The following is a 19,675-nucleotide window of genomic DNA, read 5'->3' as shown; positions in this document are numbered from 1 at the left end:
GGCAGCGGAGATCCGCCGCGCATCTGTCCGACTTGCAGTCGTTGCCAACACTCCATGCTAACGGTAGCGACTTCGGAACACATGTCGAGCGAGATTCTCCCTGGTGACCCGGCGGAAAGTCCCAGCAGAACTTCCCGGCAGAACTTCCCGGCAGAACGTCCCGGCAGGCGGTCAGCGCGTGGGGGCGGGCCGTGAGCTCGAGGCGGGCTGCCGACTCGATTTTGTTGCGCCGTGCAGCTGCTGTTAGAGTCTTCTATTGTCGCTTGCGCGAGTGGCGGAATTGGTAGACGCGCTGGCTTCAGGTGCCAGTGCTCGAAAGAGCGTGGGGGTTCAAGTCCCCCCTCGCGCACACTGCGGCTTCAGGCCCCGGAGGAATCCGGGGCCTGAAGTCATTCAGAGGGCTGTCGCTCCGACCTTTTCCCTGAGAGACGGCTCAACGTATCCAGCCTCGGTGATGGAGTCACTCCGAACCCGCCGATCCCGTGGGGATGCTGGCCGACCGGCGGTCCGGGCGCTCCGGGAGCGCGCAGCTGAGTGAGAGGGCAAGCACGCTGGGCGTTGTCTGATCGGTCGCTGAGCACATACCGACTTGCTAAGGTGCCGCACGGCGCCGAACCGGACCGACCCTCCGGTGGTACAGCTATGTCGCGCCGGGACATATGAATATCGAGTCACCACTCGCCCCACGTCCATCCGCAGCGGAACTGATCTCCGCCCAGGCCGCCGAGCCGGTCTCCGCAATCGACCGGACCGTCGAGGCAGTCTTCGCCCCGATCGCCGACATCCTCTCGACCGTCGTCTTCTTCGGCATCCCCGTGTTCGGGGCCGAACTGCCGATCATCGTGGTCTGGCTGGTCGCCGCCGCGGTGTTCCTGACGGTGTATCTGCGGTTCCAGCCGATCACCGGCCTGAAGCACTCGATCGCGATCATCCGCGGGAAGTTCACCCGCAAGACCGACCCCGGTGAGGTGTCGTCGTTCCAGGCGCTCGCCACGGAGCTGTCCGGCACGGTCGGGCTGGGCAACATCGCCGGTGTCGCAGTGGCCATCACCGTGGGCGGCCCGGGTGCCGCGCTGTGGATCATCATCTTCGGCTTCTTCTCCATGACGGTCAAGATGGCCGAGGCGACGCTGGGCGTGAAGTACCGGCAGATCGCCGACGACGGGACCACCTCGGGCGGTCCGATGTACTACCTGCGCGACGGTCTGAGGGAGATCGGACGGCCCCGGCTGGGCAAGTTCCTCGCCTACTTCTATGCGATCGCCACGGTGGTCGGCGTCTTCGGCGCCGGCAATCTGTTCCAGTCGAATCAGGCTGCGGCGATCATCGTCACCGCGACCGGCGGCGAGAGCAGCTTCTTCGCCGACAAGCTCTGGCTGATCGGCGTGATCATCGCGTCCGTGGCGGCCCTCGTCATCCTCGGCGGGATCAAGAAGATCGCCGTGTGGACCTCGGCCATCACCCCGCTCATGGCACTTCTCTACGTGGGGTCGGTGCTGGTCATCCTCGGCGTCAACTTCACCGCGATCCCGGGAGCCTTCGGTCTGATGTTCGCCGGTGCCTTCACGGGCGAGGGCGTGACCGGCGGTGTCATCGGTGTGGCGATCGTCGGCATCCAGCGTGCGCTGTTCTCCAACGCCGCCGGCGTCGGCAGCGCTGCGATGGCCCACTCGGCCGTGAAGACCACCAAGCCCGCGACCGAGGGATTCACCGCGATGTGGGAGCCGCTCATCGACTCCGTGATCATCTGCACCATGACCGCGCTGGCGATCATCACGACCGGCCTCTACGACGCGGATGCCGGTGACGGCTCCACCGCGGCCGGTGTCTCGCTGACCGCGGACGCCTTCGCCACGGTGTCGTCGTGGTTCCCGATCCTGCTGACGATCTCGGTTGTGCTGTTCGGCTTCTCGACGATCCTGTCGTATGCCTACTACGGGCAGAAGGCGATCGGCTTCCTGACGGGCGAGTCCCGCCGCGCGCAGAAAGCCTTCCAGGTGATCTGGGTCATCGCAGTCGTGATCGGCGCCTCGATCACTCTCGACAGCGTCATCGCGTTCTCCGATGCGATGTTCTTCCTCATGAGCGTGCCGAACCTGCTCGGGATCTACTTCCTGTCGAAGATCTTGCGGATGGAGATCCTGCGCCACAAGGTCAAGGTCGACACCGGAACGATTCAGCAGGTGCCCGAGCATCTGCAGGTCGGCCTGCGCGACCATGAGCCGACGCCCGAGCAGATCGCCTCCGAGGAGAAGCGGCGTGCGAAGGCGTGGGCCAAGCGGACGACGATCCGCCGCAGCTTCCGCAAGGCGCAGCGCGACCGCCTGTCCGCCGGTGGCGGCGGTTCGTCGGCTGCCCCTCAGAAGTAGGTCGGGAGGAAGCCAGTCACGTGCGGCTCCTCGCTCGTCGCGTCGTCGACGGTGGTCACCAGCCGCCACTTGTCGAAGGCGGTGCACGGATGCGACAGTCCCAGCTGCACCACCGCTCCGACCGGGAGCGCCGCCGCCGAGGTGCCCGCCGGCAGGTCGAGGAACAGGTGCTGGTCGTTGAGCGTCCTCATGGTCGCCGCGGCCAGCGCCTGCTCGGTCTCAGGTGATGCATCGCCGAGCACCCGGAGCGGGACCGGCAGGCCGTAGTCGAAGGGCACGTCGCGCTTGCCGGCATCGAGGATCGCCAGGCCCGGCTCGGGCCGGGAGAGCACCCGCGAGAACACGTGCATTCCCGGAGCGAGCGCCTCGGCGGCGTGGAGAGATCCCAGAGCCGACACCTCGTCGTACGTCCCGCTGTCATGGATCAGGTACGCACCCGAACGCAGGAGCACGCTCGTGGACACGCCCTGCGCGGTGGCGGTGCGGGCGGCGTCCGTGAAGGCGTCCACGACGAGGTCGAAGTACATGCTGCCGCCGGCGGTGAGCAGCGCCTGCCCCGGGTAGAGGCCTTGGCCGACCAGCTGGGCGTGCAGCTCGGTGACGCCGGCGAGATAGTCCGTGACCCGCTGAACGTCGTCAGCGCTCCGATCGTGGGCGAAGACCCCCTCATACCCGCCCACACCCAGGAGCCGGAGGTGCCGGGAGGCGGCGACCGCCTCGGCGACGGCGATCCCGTCGTGCTGGGAGCGGACGCCGGCCCTGCCGTCGGGGCCGCCCACCTCGACGATCACCTCGAGAGGCCGCTCGGCTCCGGCGTCGGTCAGCACCCGGTCGAGCAGCTGCACTCCTGCGGGGGAGTCGACCCAGCAGACGAAGCGGAAGCCGCGGTCGGCGCGCATCTCCTGGGCGACCCAGGCGATGCCGGTGGGGTCGAGCAGAGTATTGGCGAGGACGATCGTCTGGACACCGGCGTGCCGGGCGATCTGCGCCTGCCAGGGGGTTGCAACGCTGATGCCCCAGCAGCCGGCGTCGAGCTGGCGGTGCCACAGGTCCGGGGACATCGTCGTCTTGCCGTGCGGGGCCAGCAGCACCCCGGAGTCGCGGGCGTAGCGGCTCATCAGCTCCAGGTTGCGGCTGATCGCGGTGTCCGACAGCGTGAACAGGGGAGTAGGGAAGGTCGACAGCGGCAGGCGCTCGGTGCCGACCTGAGAACCGGGCCGGCCCCAGAGCGCCGGCGGAATCGACTTGTGCTGGGGCCCGAGGATCACGGTCGCTGCGGTGGGCAGCCGGGAGTGCTCAGGCCCGCCGCGCGGGAGCTCCTGGTTGGCGCCGGTGGTGGGGTGTGCGGAAGCGCCGGCTGGTCCGGCTGCGCTGCCGGCGGTCTCGGAATGCTGGGTAGCCATATTCCATCGTAGGCCGCGGCCCGACGGGGCTGTCCAGGTCAGCGCGCCCATAACGCGGTGTGCTCCGGTCGCGATCAGTCCGTGCCGGTCGGGTCCGTGTTCCAGCCGATCGCGATGAGTTCGCGCAGCACATCCAGGTCGATGTCCTCCGGCTTGTTCACGTAGACGCAGGAGGCGCCTCGGCGGTGCTTGCCGAACTTCGCCCACAGCTCCGGCGCGGCCGATTCGGGCGGGAGGCCGTAGAGCGAGAGCGCCGCCTTGCGCGGGCTGAAGCCGGAGCGGAAGTAGGTGCCCGACCAGCCGCTGTCGTAGGTGTAGTCGTAGGAGCCGTAGCCGATCATCGTCGGGCCCCACATCACGGGGTTCGCACCGGTGACCTCGGAGAAGATGTCGAGCAGCAGGTGACCGTGAACCCGGCGCCGAGGCGTCTCGAGCGAATCGATGTACTCGCGCGGATCGACATCGGTGGGGTGGGTGGAGATGGAGTCAGCCATGTGGAGATTGTCGCACCACCGGGAGCGGGTTGGCGGGGGCTTCGATTGGGGGACAGCTGAGGATCAGTCGGGGGGTCCGACTGGAGAGGCGGCTGCGGAATAGCCGAGGCGCTCGCGGGGTTCCCATGACAGGTGCACCTGCGGGCCGACCGCATGCAGTGCGACCCCGGAATCATTGCGAAAGAGCGAAGAGGAGCCCTATGAGCACCCCCACGACTGTCGATCAGTTCCTGCCGGAGGCCGGTGAGGTCACCATGTTCACCACCACCTGGTGCGGATACTGCAAGCGGCTGAAGCCGCAGCTCGACCAGGCCGGCATCAATTACACCGAGGTCAACATCGAGGAAGTGGACGGCGGGGCCGCGATCGTGGAAGAGGCCAACGGCGGCAATCAGACCGTGCCGACCCTGTTGTTCTCCGACGGGAGCACGCAGACCAACCCGTCGCAGGCGGCGGTGAAGGCCAAGCTCGCCGAGCTGCGGAACTGATGACTCGAGCTTCGAGCTGATTTCCGCTCGGGCCGGGGCCGGTGGATCTTCGGATCTGCCGGCCCCGTTCTTGTGTCTGGTTGGGGTTCGCCTTCTGCTTCGGTGCACACTCTCGATTCCCTGGTCCGCGAGCCCGGCAGTTCTCAGCTTCCCGCTCCGCTTCTTGATCCAGATCAATTACGGAATTCCTGCCATGTCATATGTTCGAAAGTGGAAGGGCCGAGACAGACCGGCTCGCTCAACGTAAGCAGATATTCCGGGAGGGAACAGCAATGGATGTGTTCGGGCAAGCACTTGGACTCGGCACGATCGGATTGGTGGCGGGTCTTGTCGGCGCGGTGGTCGCGGCTGTCGCGACGCGCAGTCAGACTTCGACACTGACGAGTTATGTCCAGCACTTCGCTGCGGGTCTGATCATTGCCGCGGCGACACTGGATCTGCTTCCGGAGGCGCTGCACCTGGGTGCCGGCTGGCCGCTGATATTCGGCTTTGTGCTGGGCACGGCGTTCATGCTGGCGCTGCGCGCGCTGCTGACGCGGTTCGGGCACGGCCACGCCCACGGCGAGGAACACGGCCCCGCCCATGGTGAGGAACACGGCCCCGCCCATGGTGAGGAGCACGGTCACGGTGGCGTGCAGACCAAGGCGGCCACCGGTGTGAACCTGCGCCTGGCCATCGCGCTTGCCGTCGTTGTCCTCATCGACGGCGCCATCATCGGCGTGGCACTGTCGGCCGGCGGTGGCGCGGCTCTCCTGATCGCGGTCGCGCTGTCGATCGAGTTGTTGTTCGTCGCTGCCTCTATCGCCGGGTCCACGCGTGCCGGCGGCGGGTCGGTCGGCTCGGCGATCGGTGTGGGCGCCTTCGTGGCGGTCATGATGCCGCTCGGCGCCGTCCTGGGCGCCCTCGTCTTCGCCGGGGTCTCCGCCCCGCTGCTGGTCACCGGCCTCGCCTTCGGTGCCGCTGCCCTGTTGTTCACCGCGGTCGCGGAGCTGCTCGTCGAAGCCTACGAGATCAAGGAGAGCACGGGCACCATCGCGATGGCAGCCGCCGGCTTCCTGCTGTTCCTCATCCTCATGATGCTCATGTGATGGGGATGGCCATTGGTCGGAGCGGGGCGCAGTCCCCGCGCCGACCTGCTGACCCCTACGGCTGGATCGACTCGTTTGACGGAGGCACTGATGGACGAAGTTGTACAGGCATACCGCACCAACGCGACCAGGCTTGCCGGCGTGCTCGGGACCGAGGTGTCCCCCCAGGACCCCGACCGCGCCGTGATCGAGCCCTGGGCCAGGACCGTCTCCGGCCCGATCCTCGACGTCGGCGCCGGTACCGGCCGCTGGACCGGTCACCTCGCCGCCCTGGGGCACGACGTCGAAGGACTCGAACCGGTCGACCGGTTCGTCGAACTCGCCCGCCGCGCACATCCCACCGTGCCGTTCCGGCACGCCTCCCTCGCCGACCTCGAGGGCACCGACGAGCGCTGGTCCGGGATCCTGGCGTGGTACTCCCTCATCCACCTGCGCCCCGACGAGCTCCCGACAGCACTGTCCACCCTGCGCGGCGTCCTCAATGACGGCGGCTCACTGCTCGCCTCATTCTTCTCCGGCCCTCGGATCGAGGCGTTCCAGCACCCAGCCGCGACGGCCTACCGCTGGCCGATGACGTCCCTGGTCCACGCGCTCAAGGGTGCCGGGTTCGAGGTGACCGCCCAGCAGTGGCACCCGCGGCGTCCTCACGCGACCGTCACCGCCAGGGCGTCGTGATCTCCGCCACGGATCTTCGTCAACGACAATCCCGACGCACAAAGCAGCTCTCTGATATCGCCATCTCGAAAGGAACGACCAGTGACCGACCAGAATCTGGCGCAAGCAGCCCAACTCGCGCCCATCATCGAACGCGTCCACGGAGCACATCACCCTGAGCTCACCCGCGTGCGAGAAATCACGCTCACGCTCCAGCAGTCAAACACCGACCCGCGCACCGCTGAACTGTTCAACGAACTGCGGACCCTGACCCGGAACTATGCCGTCCCCGAAGACGTCTGCGAGGCCTTCCGGGCGACGTACCAGGCCCTGGAGCGCGCCGACGCGCGGTACGCCGCCTGAGAACACCGGAAGACCTCACACCTGTGTGCGACCCCTGCCCCCATCAGCTCTCAGAACCACGATCAACTCGTCCCCGTGGCGGCTTGAAGATGTTGCCGGACACAGGCGCGAAAGCGTAGCCGTCGTCGCCGCCAGATTGCTCCTGCTCCGCTTTCAGGGTGGCTGCGAGTTCAGCGAAAGCGGCAGCGGCCCGGGCGTTGAGCGCAGCTCCTGTCCCATGGAACCGGCGGCGCCCAGCGCCCGGCTCAAAGGATCGGAACTCGACTTCGTATCCGTCTCCCAGTTCATCTGCCACACGCGCAGCCAACTGGTTGCCTTCCTCTGTGTACTGGCGGGCCAGTTCTGCCGATCTCCATTCCAGGTCAGGGGTCAACGCGTCGTAGTAGCACTGCTCCCAAGCTTTCAGGTCGCGAATCAGCCCGTCGGTAAGGCCGGAAGAGCCGTACGCAACGGGGTCACCAAGCCATAGAACGGTGCCGGCGTAGTCTGGAAACATTCGCACGACCTGCGGCCGCCCCTTCGCTGAAGCCACGCCACAACGGTACTGCCGGGAGTCATGACCGGAAACGCCAGTTGAAGCGAGCAGTGAAATCACCGCCGAAGTCGACGCCGGCTGCTTGGGGCGGGAGTGTCCCAAACTGACACATCTGGAACCAGGAGATTTCTCCCATACTGAGTGCTACCAGTGGCGCAATGGTGCGCCAACGTTGCATCGACTCGAAGGAGAGCCCCGGTGGCTAATATGAAGTTCGGCATTTTCATGGCCCCCTTCCATACCCCGGCCGGTCAGGATCCCACGTCTGCGTACGTCCGTGACATCGAGGTGGTCCAGCTGCTCGACAAGCTCGGCTACGACGAGGTGTGGATTGGAGAGCACCACTCGTCCGGCAATGAGCTCGTTCCGGATCCGATGATGTTCATCGCTCATCTGGCGCCGCAGACTCGCAATATCAAGTTTGCGACCGGCGTTCTCTCGTTGCCGTATCACAACCCTTTCCATGTCGCTGACAGCGCACTGTTCCTCGATCACCTCACGCGTGGCCGCTTCATTCTGGGCCTGGGTCCGGGGGCGCTGCCGCAGGATGCCACGATGATCGGGCTGGAGATCGAGGAGCAGCGGGGAGCCCTGGAGGAGGACACGGACGTGCTGATGCGGCTGTTGGCCGGTGAGGCAGTCACTGCTGACACTCCGCGTTATCGCCTGCGAAACGCTCAGACTCAGTATTCGCCCTTCAACGACGAGCTCGAGGTGGCAGTCGCGGCGATCTCCTCGCCGACGGGTCCGCGGATCGCGGGCAAGCACGGTCTGTCGTTGCTCTCGATCGGCGCCACGGCCAAGGCCGGCTTCGATGTGCTGGCTTCACATTGGGACGTGATGGAGGAGCGCGCCGCGGAGTTCGGCACCACTGCCGACCGATCGCGGTGGCGCCTGGTCGGACCGATGCATATTGCGGAGACCCGGGAACAGGCGATCGAGAATGTCCGCTTCGGTCTTGAGAGTTGGTGTGCGTACACGCAGGACGTGCTGGCGGTTCCCCACTTCCGAGCGGCAGGGCGAACCTTCGAGGAACGTCTGGCGTGGGTGACCGAATCCGGTCTCGGGGTGATCGGCACCCCGGATGATGCCATCGAACAGATCGAGCGGCTGGTGGCCCAGTCCAACGGCGGCTTCGGATCATATCTGATCCAGCACGCCGAGTGGGCTGATCCGGCTGCCACCAGGCGTAGCTATGAATTGTTCGCTCAGCATGTGAAGCCCCAGTTCCAGAATCGAGCCACCCGCCTCAGGGCTGCGGAGCAGCGGTCGATCGACCAGTGGGCTGAGCTCGGTGACCGAGTGGAGAAGGCAGTGCAGGCCGCGACCGATAAGCACTTCGCCGAGAGGAAGTAGCGACGCAGATCCGAGGCAGCTGTCAGCAGTCGCATCAGGGGTGTGCCGATCGGACTCTTCGAGTACGATCGGCACACCCTTCGAGCAACAGGGCGGTGGTCAATGAAGACTATGAAGACGAACCATGCCGCGGGCAGCGCCGCAGATCCGACTGGTCGAGAACGGACAGACGCGCTGTTGAGCTTCCGGGCTGAGCTTCTCGAGCGGGGGCTCCTCGCTGCTCGGCAGAGTCCTGCCGGGATCCGCGACGTGGTCCAACGGTCCTGGCGTCGCACCGTGAGCGCCGGGATCCGGCCGGAATCGGTTCCGGATGCCTATGACGATTCCTTTGACGCGGAATCACCACTGGCGCTGTCGGCCGGCGGAGTGCTCGATCAGCTCACCAAACTGCTTGCAGACGCCCCTGCCGCGCTCATCCTCTGCGATGAACGGGGCAGGATCATCGCACGCCGCGGAACTGACGGCTGGGTCCGTGCCCGCCTGGATTCGATGAACGCCGGAGAGGGCTTCGTCTATTCGGAAGACACGCTCGGCACGAACGGGCTGGGCACCTCGATCGAGGAGCGTCGCCCGGTCGTCATCTCCGGGACCGAGCATTTTCTCGATGGGCTGCACACCCTCACGTGTGCCGCAGTGCCGGTGATCAGCCCGGTGCACAACCGGACCCTGGGTTCATTGTCACTGGTGCTGCCATCTGGGCACGCGCATGATCTGTCGCTGCCTCTGCTGAAGCAGGCCACGACCGAGATCGAGAACCGGATCCGACGGCTTGTGGTGAACATGGACGATCCGGCCCAGAGCATCTTCAATCAGGAGATCAAGCACGAGATCGTGCCCGGGATGGTGACCGACGACCACACCACGTTGCTCAACAACGCCGCGACGTTCCTGCTGACACCTCAGGACCTGTTCCGGCTGCGAGAATTGCGCACCACGCTGAACCGTGATCCCTTCGTCGGGCGAATGACGTTGTCCAGCGGCGAATTCGATGTTCACGCCGACGTCGTCGAGACTCCGGTCAGCATCACCGGCCCTTCCCGCGAAGGCACACGCATTCTGCTCTGCCGGCTCATCCCCGTCGACACACGCGAGTCCGGAGCTCACGACCACGCCCCGACTGCTGGTGGGGTGGATCTGAGGCAGCCCGAAGGGCCGCACACTCCACCCAGTACTCCGGAGGCCGAGGCTCACGATGCCGATTTCGACCGATTCCTCTCAACGGCACCGTTCTCCTTGATCCGCTCCGATATCCAGCGCGCAGCCCGTGCAGACCGAGTTGTCGTGTGGGGCGAACCCAACACCGGCCGGCGGCGGATTGCTCAGGCGCTCCGGGAGCACGCTCACCGCCTCGGGAAGCCGGCACCAGAAGTCGCCATCAGCGAGACGGCGAGCGATGTCACCGGTGCAGTGCAGGTCGTGACCGTTTCCTTGGATCGCCTGCGGGAACTTCTCCCGCATCTCCTCACCGAAGCCCTCAGCGCCCAGGTCGGGAAGCCAGTCGTGCTGTCTCCTGCAGCAGTGCACCTCGTCCGGCACATCCGGTGGGCCGATAACTTCCGCACCTTCGCCACGGTCGTCGACGCGGTGACCGCGCATCTGCGCGTCGCCGAGGGTGACGCAAGTGATGGTCTGCGGATCACTTCTGAGATGCTGCCCGATTTCCTGACCGACCCGGTCCATGCTTCGAGCCTGACGCATCTGGAAGCGCTGGAACGGCAGTCCATCGTCGACGCATTGCACAATTTCGGCGGCAACAAGTGCCGCGCTGCAGACTATCTGGGCATCAGCCGCAGCACCCTGTACCGGAAGATGAAGCGATACAAGGTGCTGGGCTGACGATCACGACGCGGCAAGCTCGATAGCAGCGGCCAGTGCGGCGTACCTTCCTCGATAGAACAGCAGCGGATCAATGTGCTGGGCCGCCTCCATCGCCTGCACTTGGCCCACCACAATCGTGTGGTCACCGCCGTCATATTCGGCATGCAGCGTGCAGTCGATCCATGCGAGAGCACCCACGAGGCGGAGATTGCCCAGAGGAGTGGGTTCATGGGCGACTCCGGCGAACTTGTCCGCACCCGACCGGGCGAAACCGCCGGAGAGCTCCTGGTGCTTTCCACCCAGGATATTGACGCAGAACCGTCCCACCTCCCGAATCCGCGGCCACGACGTCGAGGTGCGCGACGGGTTGAAGGTGATCAGCGCCGGCTCCAGCGACAGCGAGGTGAATGACTGACACGTGAAGCCGACCGGTCCGTCTTCAGTCTGCGTCGCGACCACGGTCACCCCAGAGCAGAAGCTGCCCATCACCTCGCGCATCCGTTGCGGCGATACGTCCTTGTATTCCGACATTGTTGGCACCCCTTCCATGTGCAGCGGTCATCCCGATCCACACCAGGACCGCGACGTTCATGACGAGTATGCGGCGCGGGCTGGGAACGGAGGTGGTCCAGAATGGGACACTTTTGACTGCTCACGGAAAGACCGCCCAGAAATCGAGACCGCCCAGAAATCGACCAAGCTCAGTCGGATTCGTAGGAATGCGCCTCGAGGAAGTTCGGCGAGCGCTTTTCGAGGAACGCCCTTTTTCCCTCCATGTAGTCGGAGTGGCCATAGCCGGCGGCCAGCAGGAGCTGCTCTCTGACCAGCGCGGAGTCGGTTCTCGTCTGCGAAGACCGCCGAGCTGTCTTGATGGCCTGGACTGCCGAGGGAGACACCCGACTGATGCTCTGTTGGGTCTCAGTGACCCAGCGGCGACGTTCGTCTGGGTCACCGACAAATCCAGCGATGCCCAGCCGTGCCAGGTCCGATGCTCCCAGGGACGAGCCGGTGTACAGGAGCAAGTTGGCGAGGTGGAAGGGAATCCCGAGATGGTCCACCAACGATCCTGCCGTGATACCCAGCTTCGTGAAAGGAAATGACACCGTCGTGTCCGGGTCGACGCAGATGATGTCGGCAGCCAGCATCAGCATCGCACCAGCACCGGCGGCGAACCCGTGAACGTCTGCGATCACAGGTTTTCTGCTGGTCCACACTGACCTGATCAATCGGACATAGCCTTGACCTGCACGAGCAACAGGATCATCCGGCAACGGGTGTTCGTCGGTTCCCATGCCTGCAATGTCGTCTCCAGCGCAGAATCCCTTTCCGCGGCCGGTGATGGTGATTGAGGAAACGCCGGGCAGAGCATTGAATCCCTCAATCGCGGAAATCAGCTCCTGGATCACCGAGAAGTTGATGGCGTTTCGCTTCTCCGGTCTGTTGAGCACTATTGCTGCGGCCCCTGAATCACGGTTCAGGTCGCAATCGATGAACACGAAGCTGTCATCTGTCGACTGTGGCTGTGGAATCAACGATCGATATCCCTTCTCGTCATGGATCGGCTGTATTTGACGCGGATCCAGGATCATTCTTCCGTGCCAGGATCATTCTTCCGTGCCAGGATCACTCTTCCGTGCGAAGGCCAGAGCGAACTCCTTCTTGCTGTCGGCGATCGCCTCGCGCTCGAAGGAGTTCTTCCAGGTCCGGAACAGTCGTTTCTGCTGGGCGATCACCGCGCGGTCGGACTCCATCGTGTCGCGCAGGTAGCCGAGCGCGCGCTCCTCGACTTCCGCGTCCTCGACCAGCGCATTGAGGAACCCGCACTTGTCCATGTCTTCGGCACTGAAGCGATTGGCGGTGAGGATCAGCTCGCTGGCCTTGGTCCAGCCCATGACACGGTGGAGGTTCGCCGCGTCCAGCACCGAGGGGATGCCGATGCGCACCTCGGGCATCGAGTACCACGAGCTCACCCCGCCCACCCGGAAGTCGGCCGCGGCAGCAATCTCGAGTGCCCCGCCGACGCAGTAGCCGCGGATCGCGGCGGCGACCGGCACGTCGCAGTCCTTGATCGCCTCGCACACCCGTCCCAGCAGCGAGATCGTCTCGTAGGCGCGGGTCGAGCTCGAGTGCTCGAACTGCGCAGTGTCCATGCCGGCGGAGAAACCCCTGTTTCCAGCCGCGGTGAGCAGCACGGCTCGGAGGCTCGGGTCGCTCGAAGCAGCGGTGAAAGCCGCAACCAGGCGCTCGAGCATATCGGCGGACAGGGAGTTTGCCTTGGTCGGGTTGTCGATGGTGACGGTGAGGATGCCTTCGTCCGTGCGAGACTCGGTGATCAATTCGTGCTCTCTTCTGCTCGACTGTGTGGCGGGTGGTCCGTCCTCCACAATCCCATGCTCACCTTTACCGTCACAGGCGCTCTGGCCATCCAAATCCCTGCATCTGCAGTAGCGTGAGCGGATGAACGGTCCACTGAGCTGCGGCCGGCCAGGATTCCGAGGAGCATCAATGACGACTTCGCACCACGACGAGCGGGAGACCGGGCAGTTCGAGACCGCGGTGCAGGCCAGCCCGCCGAGCGTGAACTCGCGCCCGCTGACCGCGACCGCCTCCCCGGACGAGTCGGTGCTCGATCAGATCGCGCAGCGGGTGCTGTGGCTGTCGACGGCGATCATCGACGCCGCTAACCGCGGGCGGGAGAACCCCGACGGGGTCAAGGTCGGTGGGCACCAGTCCTCGAGCGCCTCGATGGCCGGCATCATGACGGCGCTGTGGTTCTCGCAGCTCACCGCCGCCGACCGGGTGTCGGTGAAGCCGCACGCGTCCCCGGCGCTCCACGCGATCAACTACCTGCTCGGCGACCTCGACGAGAAGTACCTCACCACCCTGCGCTCCAAGGGCGGCCTGCAGCCGTACCCGTCGCGGTCGAAGGACCCGGACACGGTCGACTTCTCCACCGGCTCCGTCGGCATCGGCGCGACCGCCCCGCTGTGGGCCGCGCTCTCGCACCGCTACCTCAAGGAGCACTTCCCGCAGGCGCCCGACGCCGGCCGCTTCTACTCGCTGCTCGGTGATGCGGAGATGGACGAGGGCGCAGTCTGGGAGGCGATCATCGACCCGGAGGTCCGCCAGCTCGGCGAGGCGGTGTGGATCGTCGACCTCAACCGGCAGTCGCTGGACCGGATCATCCCGGACAAGCAGATCGCGCGCCTCCAGGGCATGTTCGCCGCCGCCGACTGGCAGGTGCTGACCTGCAAGTGGGGTGCGCGCATCCAGCAGCTGTTCGCCGGGCCCGGCGGCGCGGCCTTCGAGCAGCGGATGACCGACATGCCCAATGAGGAGTACCAGCGGATCCTGCGCTCCCACCCGGACGAGGTGCCCGAGCGCGTGCTGGCCGGCGTCGCCGACGCCGAGGAGTCGGGACTGCGCGCACTCGTGGAATCGCTGACACCTCGGGAGCTGGCCGAGGTGGTCCGCGACCTGGGCGGACACGACATCTCCCAGCTGATGGCGACGTTCGACCGGATCGACGACACCCGCCCGACCGTGATCTTCGCCTACACCATCAAGGGCCGCGGCCTGGCGACCGAGGGTCACCCGAACAACCACGCCGCCCAGCTCACCGAATCGCAGATGCACGAGCTCGCGGAGATCTCCGGCATGTCCCTGGAGGACCCGTGGCAGCGGTTCCCGGATGACACTCCGGCCGGTCAGCTGTGCGCCGCCACCCGCGAGCGGCTGCGCCGGCAGCCGATCGAGCAGACCCGGATCGAGGGGGTTCCCGAGGCGCTCGGCTGGTCGCACAAGGCCGTCACCTCCACGCAGGCCACGTTGGGCCGGTTCCTGTCCGACCTCAAACGCGGTGCACCCGAGATCGCCGACCGGGTGGTCACGGTCAGCCCGGACGTGGCGACGTCGACGAACCTGGGCGGCTGGATCAACAAGACCGGAGTGTGGTCGCTGGCCGGGCGGCACGACTGGTTCTCCGACGACCGCGAGCGGGTGCTCAAGTGGCAGGAGGTCTCCGGCGGCCAGCACATCGAGCTCGGGATCGCCGAGGTCAACCTCGTCAGCCTCGCCGGGGAGCTCGGCAGCACGTTCAGCCGCTGGGGTCAGCCGCTGATCCCGATCGGCGTGATGTACGACCCGTTCATCAACCGGGCGCTGGAGCCGTGGCACTTCGGGATGTACGCCGGCGGGCAATCGATCATGATCGGTACCCCGTCCGGCGTGAGCCTCGCGCCCGAAGGCGGGGCGCATCAGTCGTTCAACACCCCGTCGGTGACGCTGGAGGTCCCGGAGCTCGTGTCCTGGGAGCCGGCATTCGCCCAGGACCTGGAATGGACGATGCTCGAGGCGATGCGCGCGATCGGCCGCCCCGATGGCCATTCGGCATACTTCCGGCTGTCCACCCGGCCCGTCGACCAGTCGATCGCCGGGCTTCCGGAGGATCCCGTGCTGCTGGAGCGGCGCCGCGAGCAGGTGGTGGCCGGCGGCTACCGGATCAGCGACCATCCGGCGTCGGAGGACCAGGTCACCCTCGTCGGGGTGGGCGCGATGATGACCGAGGTCGTCGGCGCGGCCCGGAAGCTCGAATCCTTCGGCATCCGCGCCGGAGTGGTGTGCCTGACCAGCCCCGACCTGCTGTTCCGGTCGGTGCAGGAGCGGCACCGGGTCGCGGCAGGACAGCGGTCGGCCATCGCCGAGGCGCTCTTCCCGCCCGACTCACCCGCACCTCTTGTCACGGTGCTCGACGGCCACCCCCACACGCTGGCATTCCTGGCGGGCATCCGCGGCGACCGGACCATCAACCTCGGCGTGACGTCCTTCGGGCAGGCGTCCTCGGTGCAGGAGGCCTACAAGCTGCACGGCATCGACGAGGCGTCGATCGTTCGGGCCGGCCTCGATCTGCTGGGGCGGTAGGCGGGAGTGCTGGTCGCGCCCTCGTCCTGCCGAAGATGTTCTGAACCGGTAGGAATCCGATACGGGAATCCTGGAGCGCTCTCCCGCGTTGTTCGATCGTCAACTGCAGAGTTCGAGGATCCGCTCAGTCCCGGTTCGGCCTGAGCGGGTCGGAACGGGAGTCGCACCATGCGCATCGGCATCATCGGAGCAACCGGCAAGGCTGGATCGGACATCTATCGCGAGGCAGTCCGACGTGATCACGAAGTCATCGCGCTCGTGCAGAACCGTCAGAAGGCAGCCGAGAAACTTGGCACAGCGGCCGAGGTGCTCCAGCGGGATGCGTTCGAGCTCACCGCCGACGACCTCGCCGACTTCGACGTGGTTGTCAACGCCTTCGGCACGAGTCCTGACCAGGCCCACCAGCACGTCGAGCTCACGCAGCTGCTGGTGAATTCCGCAGGCGAGTCGAAGCCGCGACTGGTGTTCATCCTGGGCGCGGGCTCGCTGACCACCGGCGAGGACAAGCACCTCTTCGTCGACGACATCCGTCAGGCCCCTGGTGCCGAAGCCTGGATTTCCATCCCGGAGAATCAACTCAAGCAGCTCGAGTATCTGCGTCGCGTGGAAGAGGTCGACTGGGTGGGGGTGTCGCCGCAGGCCGAATTCTCTCCCGGCGAGGCGAGCACTCCGGTGCTTGGCACCGACGAGATCATCTTTGCCTCGGACGGCACGTCACATACCACGTCGGGCACCATGGCGGTCGCCATCCTCGACGAGATCGAGAATCCGCAGCACGTGAAGACCCGGTTCACGGTCAGCGATTCCTGACCCGGGCCGCGCCGGTCACCGCGCGTCGGGGCGGTCCCGGTCGACGATCGGCGGGGTCGGCAGCTCGTGGACGACGACCCGTGCCTCGTGACCGGTCGCGTCTTCGACAGCGCGCCGGGCGAAGGTCGAGATCGCCCCCGGCTGCAGGTGCTGTCGCTCGCAGATCCCCAGCTCCGGCACCAGGAAGCACCACTGATCCTCGGGGCTGTACCAGGCGTAGACGGCGTGCTCGGCAGCGGAATCGTCCCCGGCGGTGGGCGCCTCGGGGGCTCTGCCCTCGGCTTGGGCCTGTGCGACTTCGTGATTGCGGACCGATGCCGTGACTCCCAGAGTGAAGAGCAGGTCGTTGTCTCCGCGCTTGACCGCGGTCCGGAGCTCCTGGGCCAGGTGGGTGATCCCGACGGCCACCTCCTGCCACTGGCCCAGGTCGTCGGCGGCTTCCGGGGGAACGCTGACCCCGTGCTCCTCGAACAGCTCGGAGTAGCGCGAGTCCGCGAAAGCGTCGATGTCGAGGGATACCTCGGCGAGATCCTGGAGCGAGCGAAGGATCCGGCCGAGAGCGGCGTCGCGATCCATCAGGCTCCTCCTCGGTCGACCGGTGTGAAGAAGCTCAGGGGCTCAGGTGAAGCGGCGGACAGCAGTTCCGCGGAAAATGCAGAGCTCAAGACAACTCCCATAGGAAAGGGTGAGGAGCCGCTTCTGAACTCGAACCCCGACTGTAGCCGCCGGGAGAACGGCTGGTCAACCGCGGTGTCGGGCACGGCGGTCCGGAAAGCAGTATGGTACCGAGGACAAGCAGGGCTTCCGGCCGGCCATTCGGTCCCCTCACGCAAGGAAGACAACGTGGAACCAACGGACGATCTCGCTTCGCCCGCAGATCATCTCTATGAGCTGCTGGCCAGCGAAAGCGATATGCCGGGCTTCCTCAATCAGCTCACTCAGCTCTCGGTCGCACACCTTTCGTTAGGCCATGACGTCGTCGCCGGCATCATCCTGCAGCGCAACGACCGGATGATCGTGGTCGGCAGCAGCGACGAGAAGGCCAGAGGCCTCGAGGAGCTGCAGACGGGCATCGACGAAGGTCCCTGCGTCGATGCCATGCGGACCCAGACCGTGACCCGCGTGTCGGATGTCGAATCCGAGCACCGCTGGCCGGTGTACGTCGAAGCGGTCCGGGAGCGCGGTCTGCGCAGCATTCTGGGGGTCCCGCTGCAACTGGAGGGTTCGGCCACCGCCGCGCTCAACTTCTACTCCCACCACGCCGGATGCTTCGACGAAGCCGCCGTGGAGGTGGCCCAGCGGTACGCAGCCTTGGCGTCGAAGGCCCTGCGGGTCGCGGTCCGAGTGGCTGAGCTCGCGGAGGAGGCTGAGCACCGGCGCCGGGCGATGGAGTCGCGCACGGTCATCGACGTGGCGGTCGGGATCCTGATGAGCCAGAACCGCTGCAGCCAGGACGATGCATTCGCCATCCTGCAGCGCGCCGCCAGCAACCGGAACATCAAGGTGCGGGAACTGGCCGGCGATCTGGTCGCGTCGATCGGCCAGCCGGCACCGCGGACGGTCTTCGAGTGAGCTGAACCCGGCCCCGAGGCGTGCCGCTTCTCAGCACCCTGCTGATCATTCGCGCGCTGTTCAGCGCCCGCACCGGTGAGGACGCGTGCCAGGCGATCACGCCCAGCAGACCGCGCGGGGCGAAGACAGTCGTCTGGGTGAGGCGAGTTGCGGCGCGACTCGCCCTCTCCTCGGTCGGCGCATCCGAGTCGCGCAGCCCATCCGGGTTGTCCGGGAAATGCGAGTCGCGCGGCACATCCGAGGGACCCGATGGATTCCCGTCGCCGAGGCGGATGTCCAGCCACGCCGACCCGAACCGCTCCCCACGGCGCCGGGTCAGCAGCCGCCGGGTGGGCTCGCGCTTCTCCAAGGACCAGCGCTTGAGTCCGGTGACGATCGCCTCGGCGGCCTGCCGCAGCTCGCCCTGGTCCGCCTGCACCACGCGTGTGCGCTGGGAGTGGAACACCGTGGGCCCCGCCCATGGGGGATCGGTGGGCGAGGGGCCATGCGTGGTCCGGGGAGTGGGAGTCGGAGTGGCGGCGAGGGGAGAGCCGTCGGGCAGCGGGATCGCGGTGTCCGGCAGGAGGCGGTTTTCCGCCTCCAGCACCTGCGCGATCGCTCTGCTGTATCCGGTGGGTCCGTCCGGCGGGGGATCGATGAGCTGGTCGACGTGGTGGCTGCTGCGCACCGCGTCGTCCTGGAGGGACTGGACCAGCGGCACCGCGAGCCCGTGCGGCAGCGGAGTCACCAGGCTCACCCAATACCCGGCCAGCAGCTGGGCCGGCAGCGGCAGCGCGACGACGGGGCGCCTCGGCAGGCCGAGTTCGGTGGACGCCCGGCTCATCGCCTCGGCGTAGGTCATGACCTCCCCGCACCCCAGCGGGAGGCGCTCATTGATGTCCTCCGGCAGGTCGAGGGCCGCGACCAGATAGTGGAGCAGGTCGCGGATGAAGAGGGGCTCGATCCGATTGGTCACCCAGCTGGGGGCGGGCATGGCCGGCAGCACCGCGGCGAGGTGCCGGATCATCTCGAAGGATGCCGAACCGGAGCCGATGATGATGCCGGCCTCGAAGACCGCCGCGGGGACCGTGGAGTCGAGGAACACCTCGCCGACAGCGGCACGCGAGCGCATGTGCACCGACAGCTCGACGTCATCCGGGTGGAGGCCGCCGAGGTAGATGATCCGGCGCACCCCGGCCTCCTCGACGGCCCGGGCGGTCGTCTCCGCCATCGACTTCTCCCGTTCGGCGAAGTCCCGGGAGTCGCTCATCGAATGGACCAGGTAGTAGACGGCGTCGACTCCTTCGCACGCGCCGCGCACGGTGTCGAAGTCGTCGAGGCTGCCTTTCGCGATCTCGATCCGGTCCGCCCAGTCGAGCGGTGCCAGCTTCTCGGGGGAGCGGACGAGGGCGCGGACCCGGTGGCCGGCGGCGAGCAGCTGCGGGATCAGGCGCCCACCCACGTAGCCGGTCGCTCCGGTGACGAGGACGGTGCGGCGGTGTGGAGTCACGAGGTGTGCCTTTCAGCTGGGTTGACCGGGACCGCACGCGGTCGCCGCCGGTGTTGTCGCTCGGCCAGTGTGAACGGAAGTCCTGGGTGTCACGTTAGCCTGCATTCGCCTCGGCCGGGAGGGGGCGTCGCGATGCGAAGGGCCGATCGGACGGGCGAACGGTTCAGCAGGGCACCTTGAGCGAACGGAACCGGGCGCCGTGACCGAACGCGGCCGGGACGGGTGAGCCGGGCGAGGCCCGCCGAAATCCCCCGAATTCCGGCGCACTACAATTCCTTCGTCATGCCGAGGCCCTCCCGGGCTGCCGGCATTCCGT

Annotated in this window: 18 protein-coding genes and 1 tRNA gene; 11 read left to right on the top strand and 8 right to left on the bottom strand. The window is 66.6% G+C overall.

Going from position 1 to position 19,675, the window contains the following annotated elements; translation table 11 throughout:
• Positions 1-265 precede the first annotated feature (265 nt).
• Both LXN01_RS12740 and LXN01_RS12735 read left to right on the top strand, forming a co-directional pair.
• Positions 266-349, top strand: a tRNA-Leu gene (locus LXN01_RS12740).
• A 310-nt stretch (positions 350-659) separates the two neighbouring features.
• Positions 660-2,369 carry an alanine/glycine:cation symporter family protein gene (locus LXN01_RS12735; RefSeq protein ID WP_236865750.1) on the top strand — a complete coding sequence of 570 codons (1,710 nt, stop codon included), beginning with the start codon at positions 660-662 and terminating at the stop codon, positions 2,367-2,369.
• Here LXN01_RS12735 and LXN01_RS12730 read toward each other — a convergent pair.
• Positions 2,360-3,772, bottom strand: a complete 1,413-nt coding sequence (locus LXN01_RS12730; protein ID WP_236865749.1) for an alanine racemase — start codon at positions 3,770-3,772, stop codon at positions 2,360-2,362. The two genes, LXN01_RS12735 and LXN01_RS12730, sit on opposite strands and share 10 nt — an antisense overlap.
• Before the next feature lie 74 nt (positions 3,773-3,846).
• The gene (locus LXN01_RS12725) at positions 3,847-4,266 is read right to left on the bottom strand and encodes a DUF1801 domain-containing protein (protein ID WP_236865748.1); all 420 of its coding nucleotides are present in this window, start codon (positions 4,264-4,266) and stop codon (positions 3,847-3,849) included.
• Between the two features lie 200 nt (positions 4,267-4,466).
• Between LXN01_RS12725 and LXN01_RS12720 the strand changes: the two genes are divergently transcribed.
• The 4 genes from LXN01_RS12720 to LXN01_RS12705 all read left to right on the top strand — a co-directional run bounded on the left by LXN01_RS12720 (position 4,467) and on the right by LXN01_RS12705 (position 6,859).
• Positions 4,467-4,754, top strand: coding sequence for a mycoredoxin (locus LXN01_RS12720; protein ID WP_236865747.1), 288 nt, complete (start codon positions 4,467-4,469; stop codon positions 4,752-4,754).
• A gap of 272 nt (positions 4,755-5,026) precedes the next feature.
• Complete coding sequence (locus LXN01_RS12715; RefSeq protein WP_236865746.1) at positions 5,027-5,842, top strand: ZIP family metal transporter; 816 nt, start codon at positions 5,027-5,029, stop codon at positions 5,840-5,842.
• Between the two features lie 90 nt (positions 5,843-5,932).
• Entirely contained in the window at positions 5,933-6,517 is a 585-nt protein-coding gene (locus LXN01_RS12710; RefSeq protein WP_236865745.1) for a class I SAM-dependent DNA methyltransferase, read from the top strand.
• 81 nt (positions 6,518-6,598) lie between these two features.
• The gene (locus LXN01_RS12705) at positions 6,599-6,859 is read left to right on the top strand and encodes a hypothetical protein (protein WP_236865744.1); all 261 of its coding nucleotides are present in this window, start codon (positions 6,599-6,601) and stop codon (positions 6,857-6,859) included.
• 43 nt (positions 6,860-6,902) lie between these two features.
• On the opposite strand, the gene LXN01_RS12700 is transcribed toward LXN01_RS12705, so the two are convergent.
• Positions 6,903-7,391 (bottom strand): immunity protein CdiI family protein, encoded by a 489-nt coding sequence (locus LXN01_RS12700; RefSeq protein WP_236865742.1) that lies wholly within the window; start codon positions 7,389-7,391, stop codon positions 6,903-6,905.
• Positions 7,392-7,601: 210 nt separating this feature from the next.
• Between LXN01_RS12700 and LXN01_RS12695 the strand changes: the two genes are divergently transcribed.
• Both LXN01_RS12695 and LXN01_RS12690 read left to right on the top strand, forming a co-directional pair.
• The gene (locus tag LXN01_RS12695; RefSeq protein ID WP_236865800.1) at positions 7,602-8,750 is read left to right on the top strand and encodes an LLM class flavin-dependent oxidoreductase; all 1,149 of its coding nucleotides are present in this window, start codon (positions 7,602-7,604) and stop codon (positions 8,748-8,750) included.
• A 111-nt stretch (positions 8,751-8,861) separates the two neighbouring features.
• Positions 8,862-10,586 (top strand): helix-turn-helix domain-containing protein, encoded by a 1,725-nt coding sequence (locus tag LXN01_RS12690; protein WP_236865740.1) that lies wholly within the window; start codon positions 8,862-8,864, stop codon positions 10,584-10,586.
• A 3-nt stretch (positions 10,587-10,589) separates the two neighbouring features.
• On the opposite strand, the gene LXN01_RS12685 is transcribed toward LXN01_RS12690, so the two are convergent.
• The 3 genes from LXN01_RS12685 to LXN01_RS12675 form a co-directional block, all read right to left on the bottom strand.
• On the bottom strand, positions 10,590-11,117 hold the full coding sequence (locus LXN01_RS12685; RefSeq protein ID WP_236865739.1) for a flavin reductase family protein: 528 nt from the start codon (positions 11,115-11,117) through the stop codon (positions 10,590-10,592).
• A gap of 152 nt (positions 11,118-11,269) precedes the next feature.
• A complete protein-coding gene (locus LXN01_RS12680; RefSeq protein ID WP_236865737.1) occupies positions 11,270-12,157 on the bottom strand; it encodes an enoyl-CoA hydratase/isomerase family protein in 888 nt (295 codons plus the stop codon).
• Between the two features lie 15 nt (positions 12,158-12,172).
• Positions 12,173-12,904, bottom strand: coding sequence for an enoyl-CoA hydratase/isomerase family protein (locus LXN01_RS12675; protein WP_236865735.1), 732 nt, complete (start codon positions 12,902-12,904; stop codon positions 12,173-12,175).
• Positions 12,905-13,073: 169 nt separating this feature from the next.
• Between LXN01_RS12675 and LXN01_RS12670 the strand changes: the two genes are divergently transcribed.
• Both LXN01_RS12670 and LXN01_RS12665 read left to right on the top strand, forming a co-directional pair.
• Positions 13,074-15,488, top strand: coding sequence for a thiamine pyrophosphate-binding protein (locus tag LXN01_RS12670; protein WP_236865734.1), 2,415 nt, complete (start codon positions 13,074-13,076; stop codon positions 15,486-15,488).
• 168 nt (positions 15,489-15,656) lie between these two features.
• Complete coding sequence (locus LXN01_RS12665) at positions 15,657-16,298, top strand: NAD(P)-dependent oxidoreductase (protein ID WP_236865733.1); 642 nt, start codon at positions 15,657-15,659, stop codon at positions 16,296-16,298.
• A 15-nt stretch (positions 16,299-16,313) separates the two neighbouring features.
• Here LXN01_RS12665 and LXN01_RS12660 read toward each other — a convergent pair whose 3' ends face one another.
• The gene (locus LXN01_RS12660; RefSeq protein ID WP_236865732.1) at positions 16,314-16,874 is read right to left on the bottom strand and encodes a hypothetical protein; all 561 of its coding nucleotides are present in this window, start codon (positions 16,872-16,874) and stop codon (positions 16,314-16,316) included.
• Positions 16,875-17,141: 267 nt separating this feature from the next.
• Here LXN01_RS12660 and LXN01_RS12655 point away from each other — a divergent pair, with 267 nt between their 5' ends.
• On the top strand, positions 17,142-17,870 hold the full coding sequence (locus tag LXN01_RS12655; RefSeq protein WP_236865731.1) for an ANTAR domain-containing protein: 729 nt from the start codon (positions 17,142-17,144) through the stop codon (positions 17,868-17,870).
• Here LXN01_RS12655 and LXN01_RS12650 read toward each other — a convergent pair.
• Entirely contained in the window at positions 17,797-19,359 is a 1,563-nt protein-coding gene (locus LXN01_RS12650) for an NAD(P)H-binding protein (RefSeq protein WP_236865730.1), read from the bottom strand. The two genes, LXN01_RS12655 and LXN01_RS12650, sit on opposite strands and share 74 nt — an antisense overlap.
• Between the last annotated feature and the right edge of the window lie 316 nt (positions 19,360-19,675).

Origin of the sequence: Brevibacterium daeguense, assembly GCF_021729135.1 — a bacterium.
Lineage (GTDB): Bacteria > Actinomycetota > Actinomycetes > Actinomycetales > Brevibacteriaceae > Brevibacterium > Brevibacterium daeguense.
The sequence above is the reverse complement of the archived record's forward strand: the minus strand, read 5'-3'. Positions and strand labels throughout refer to the sequence as shown.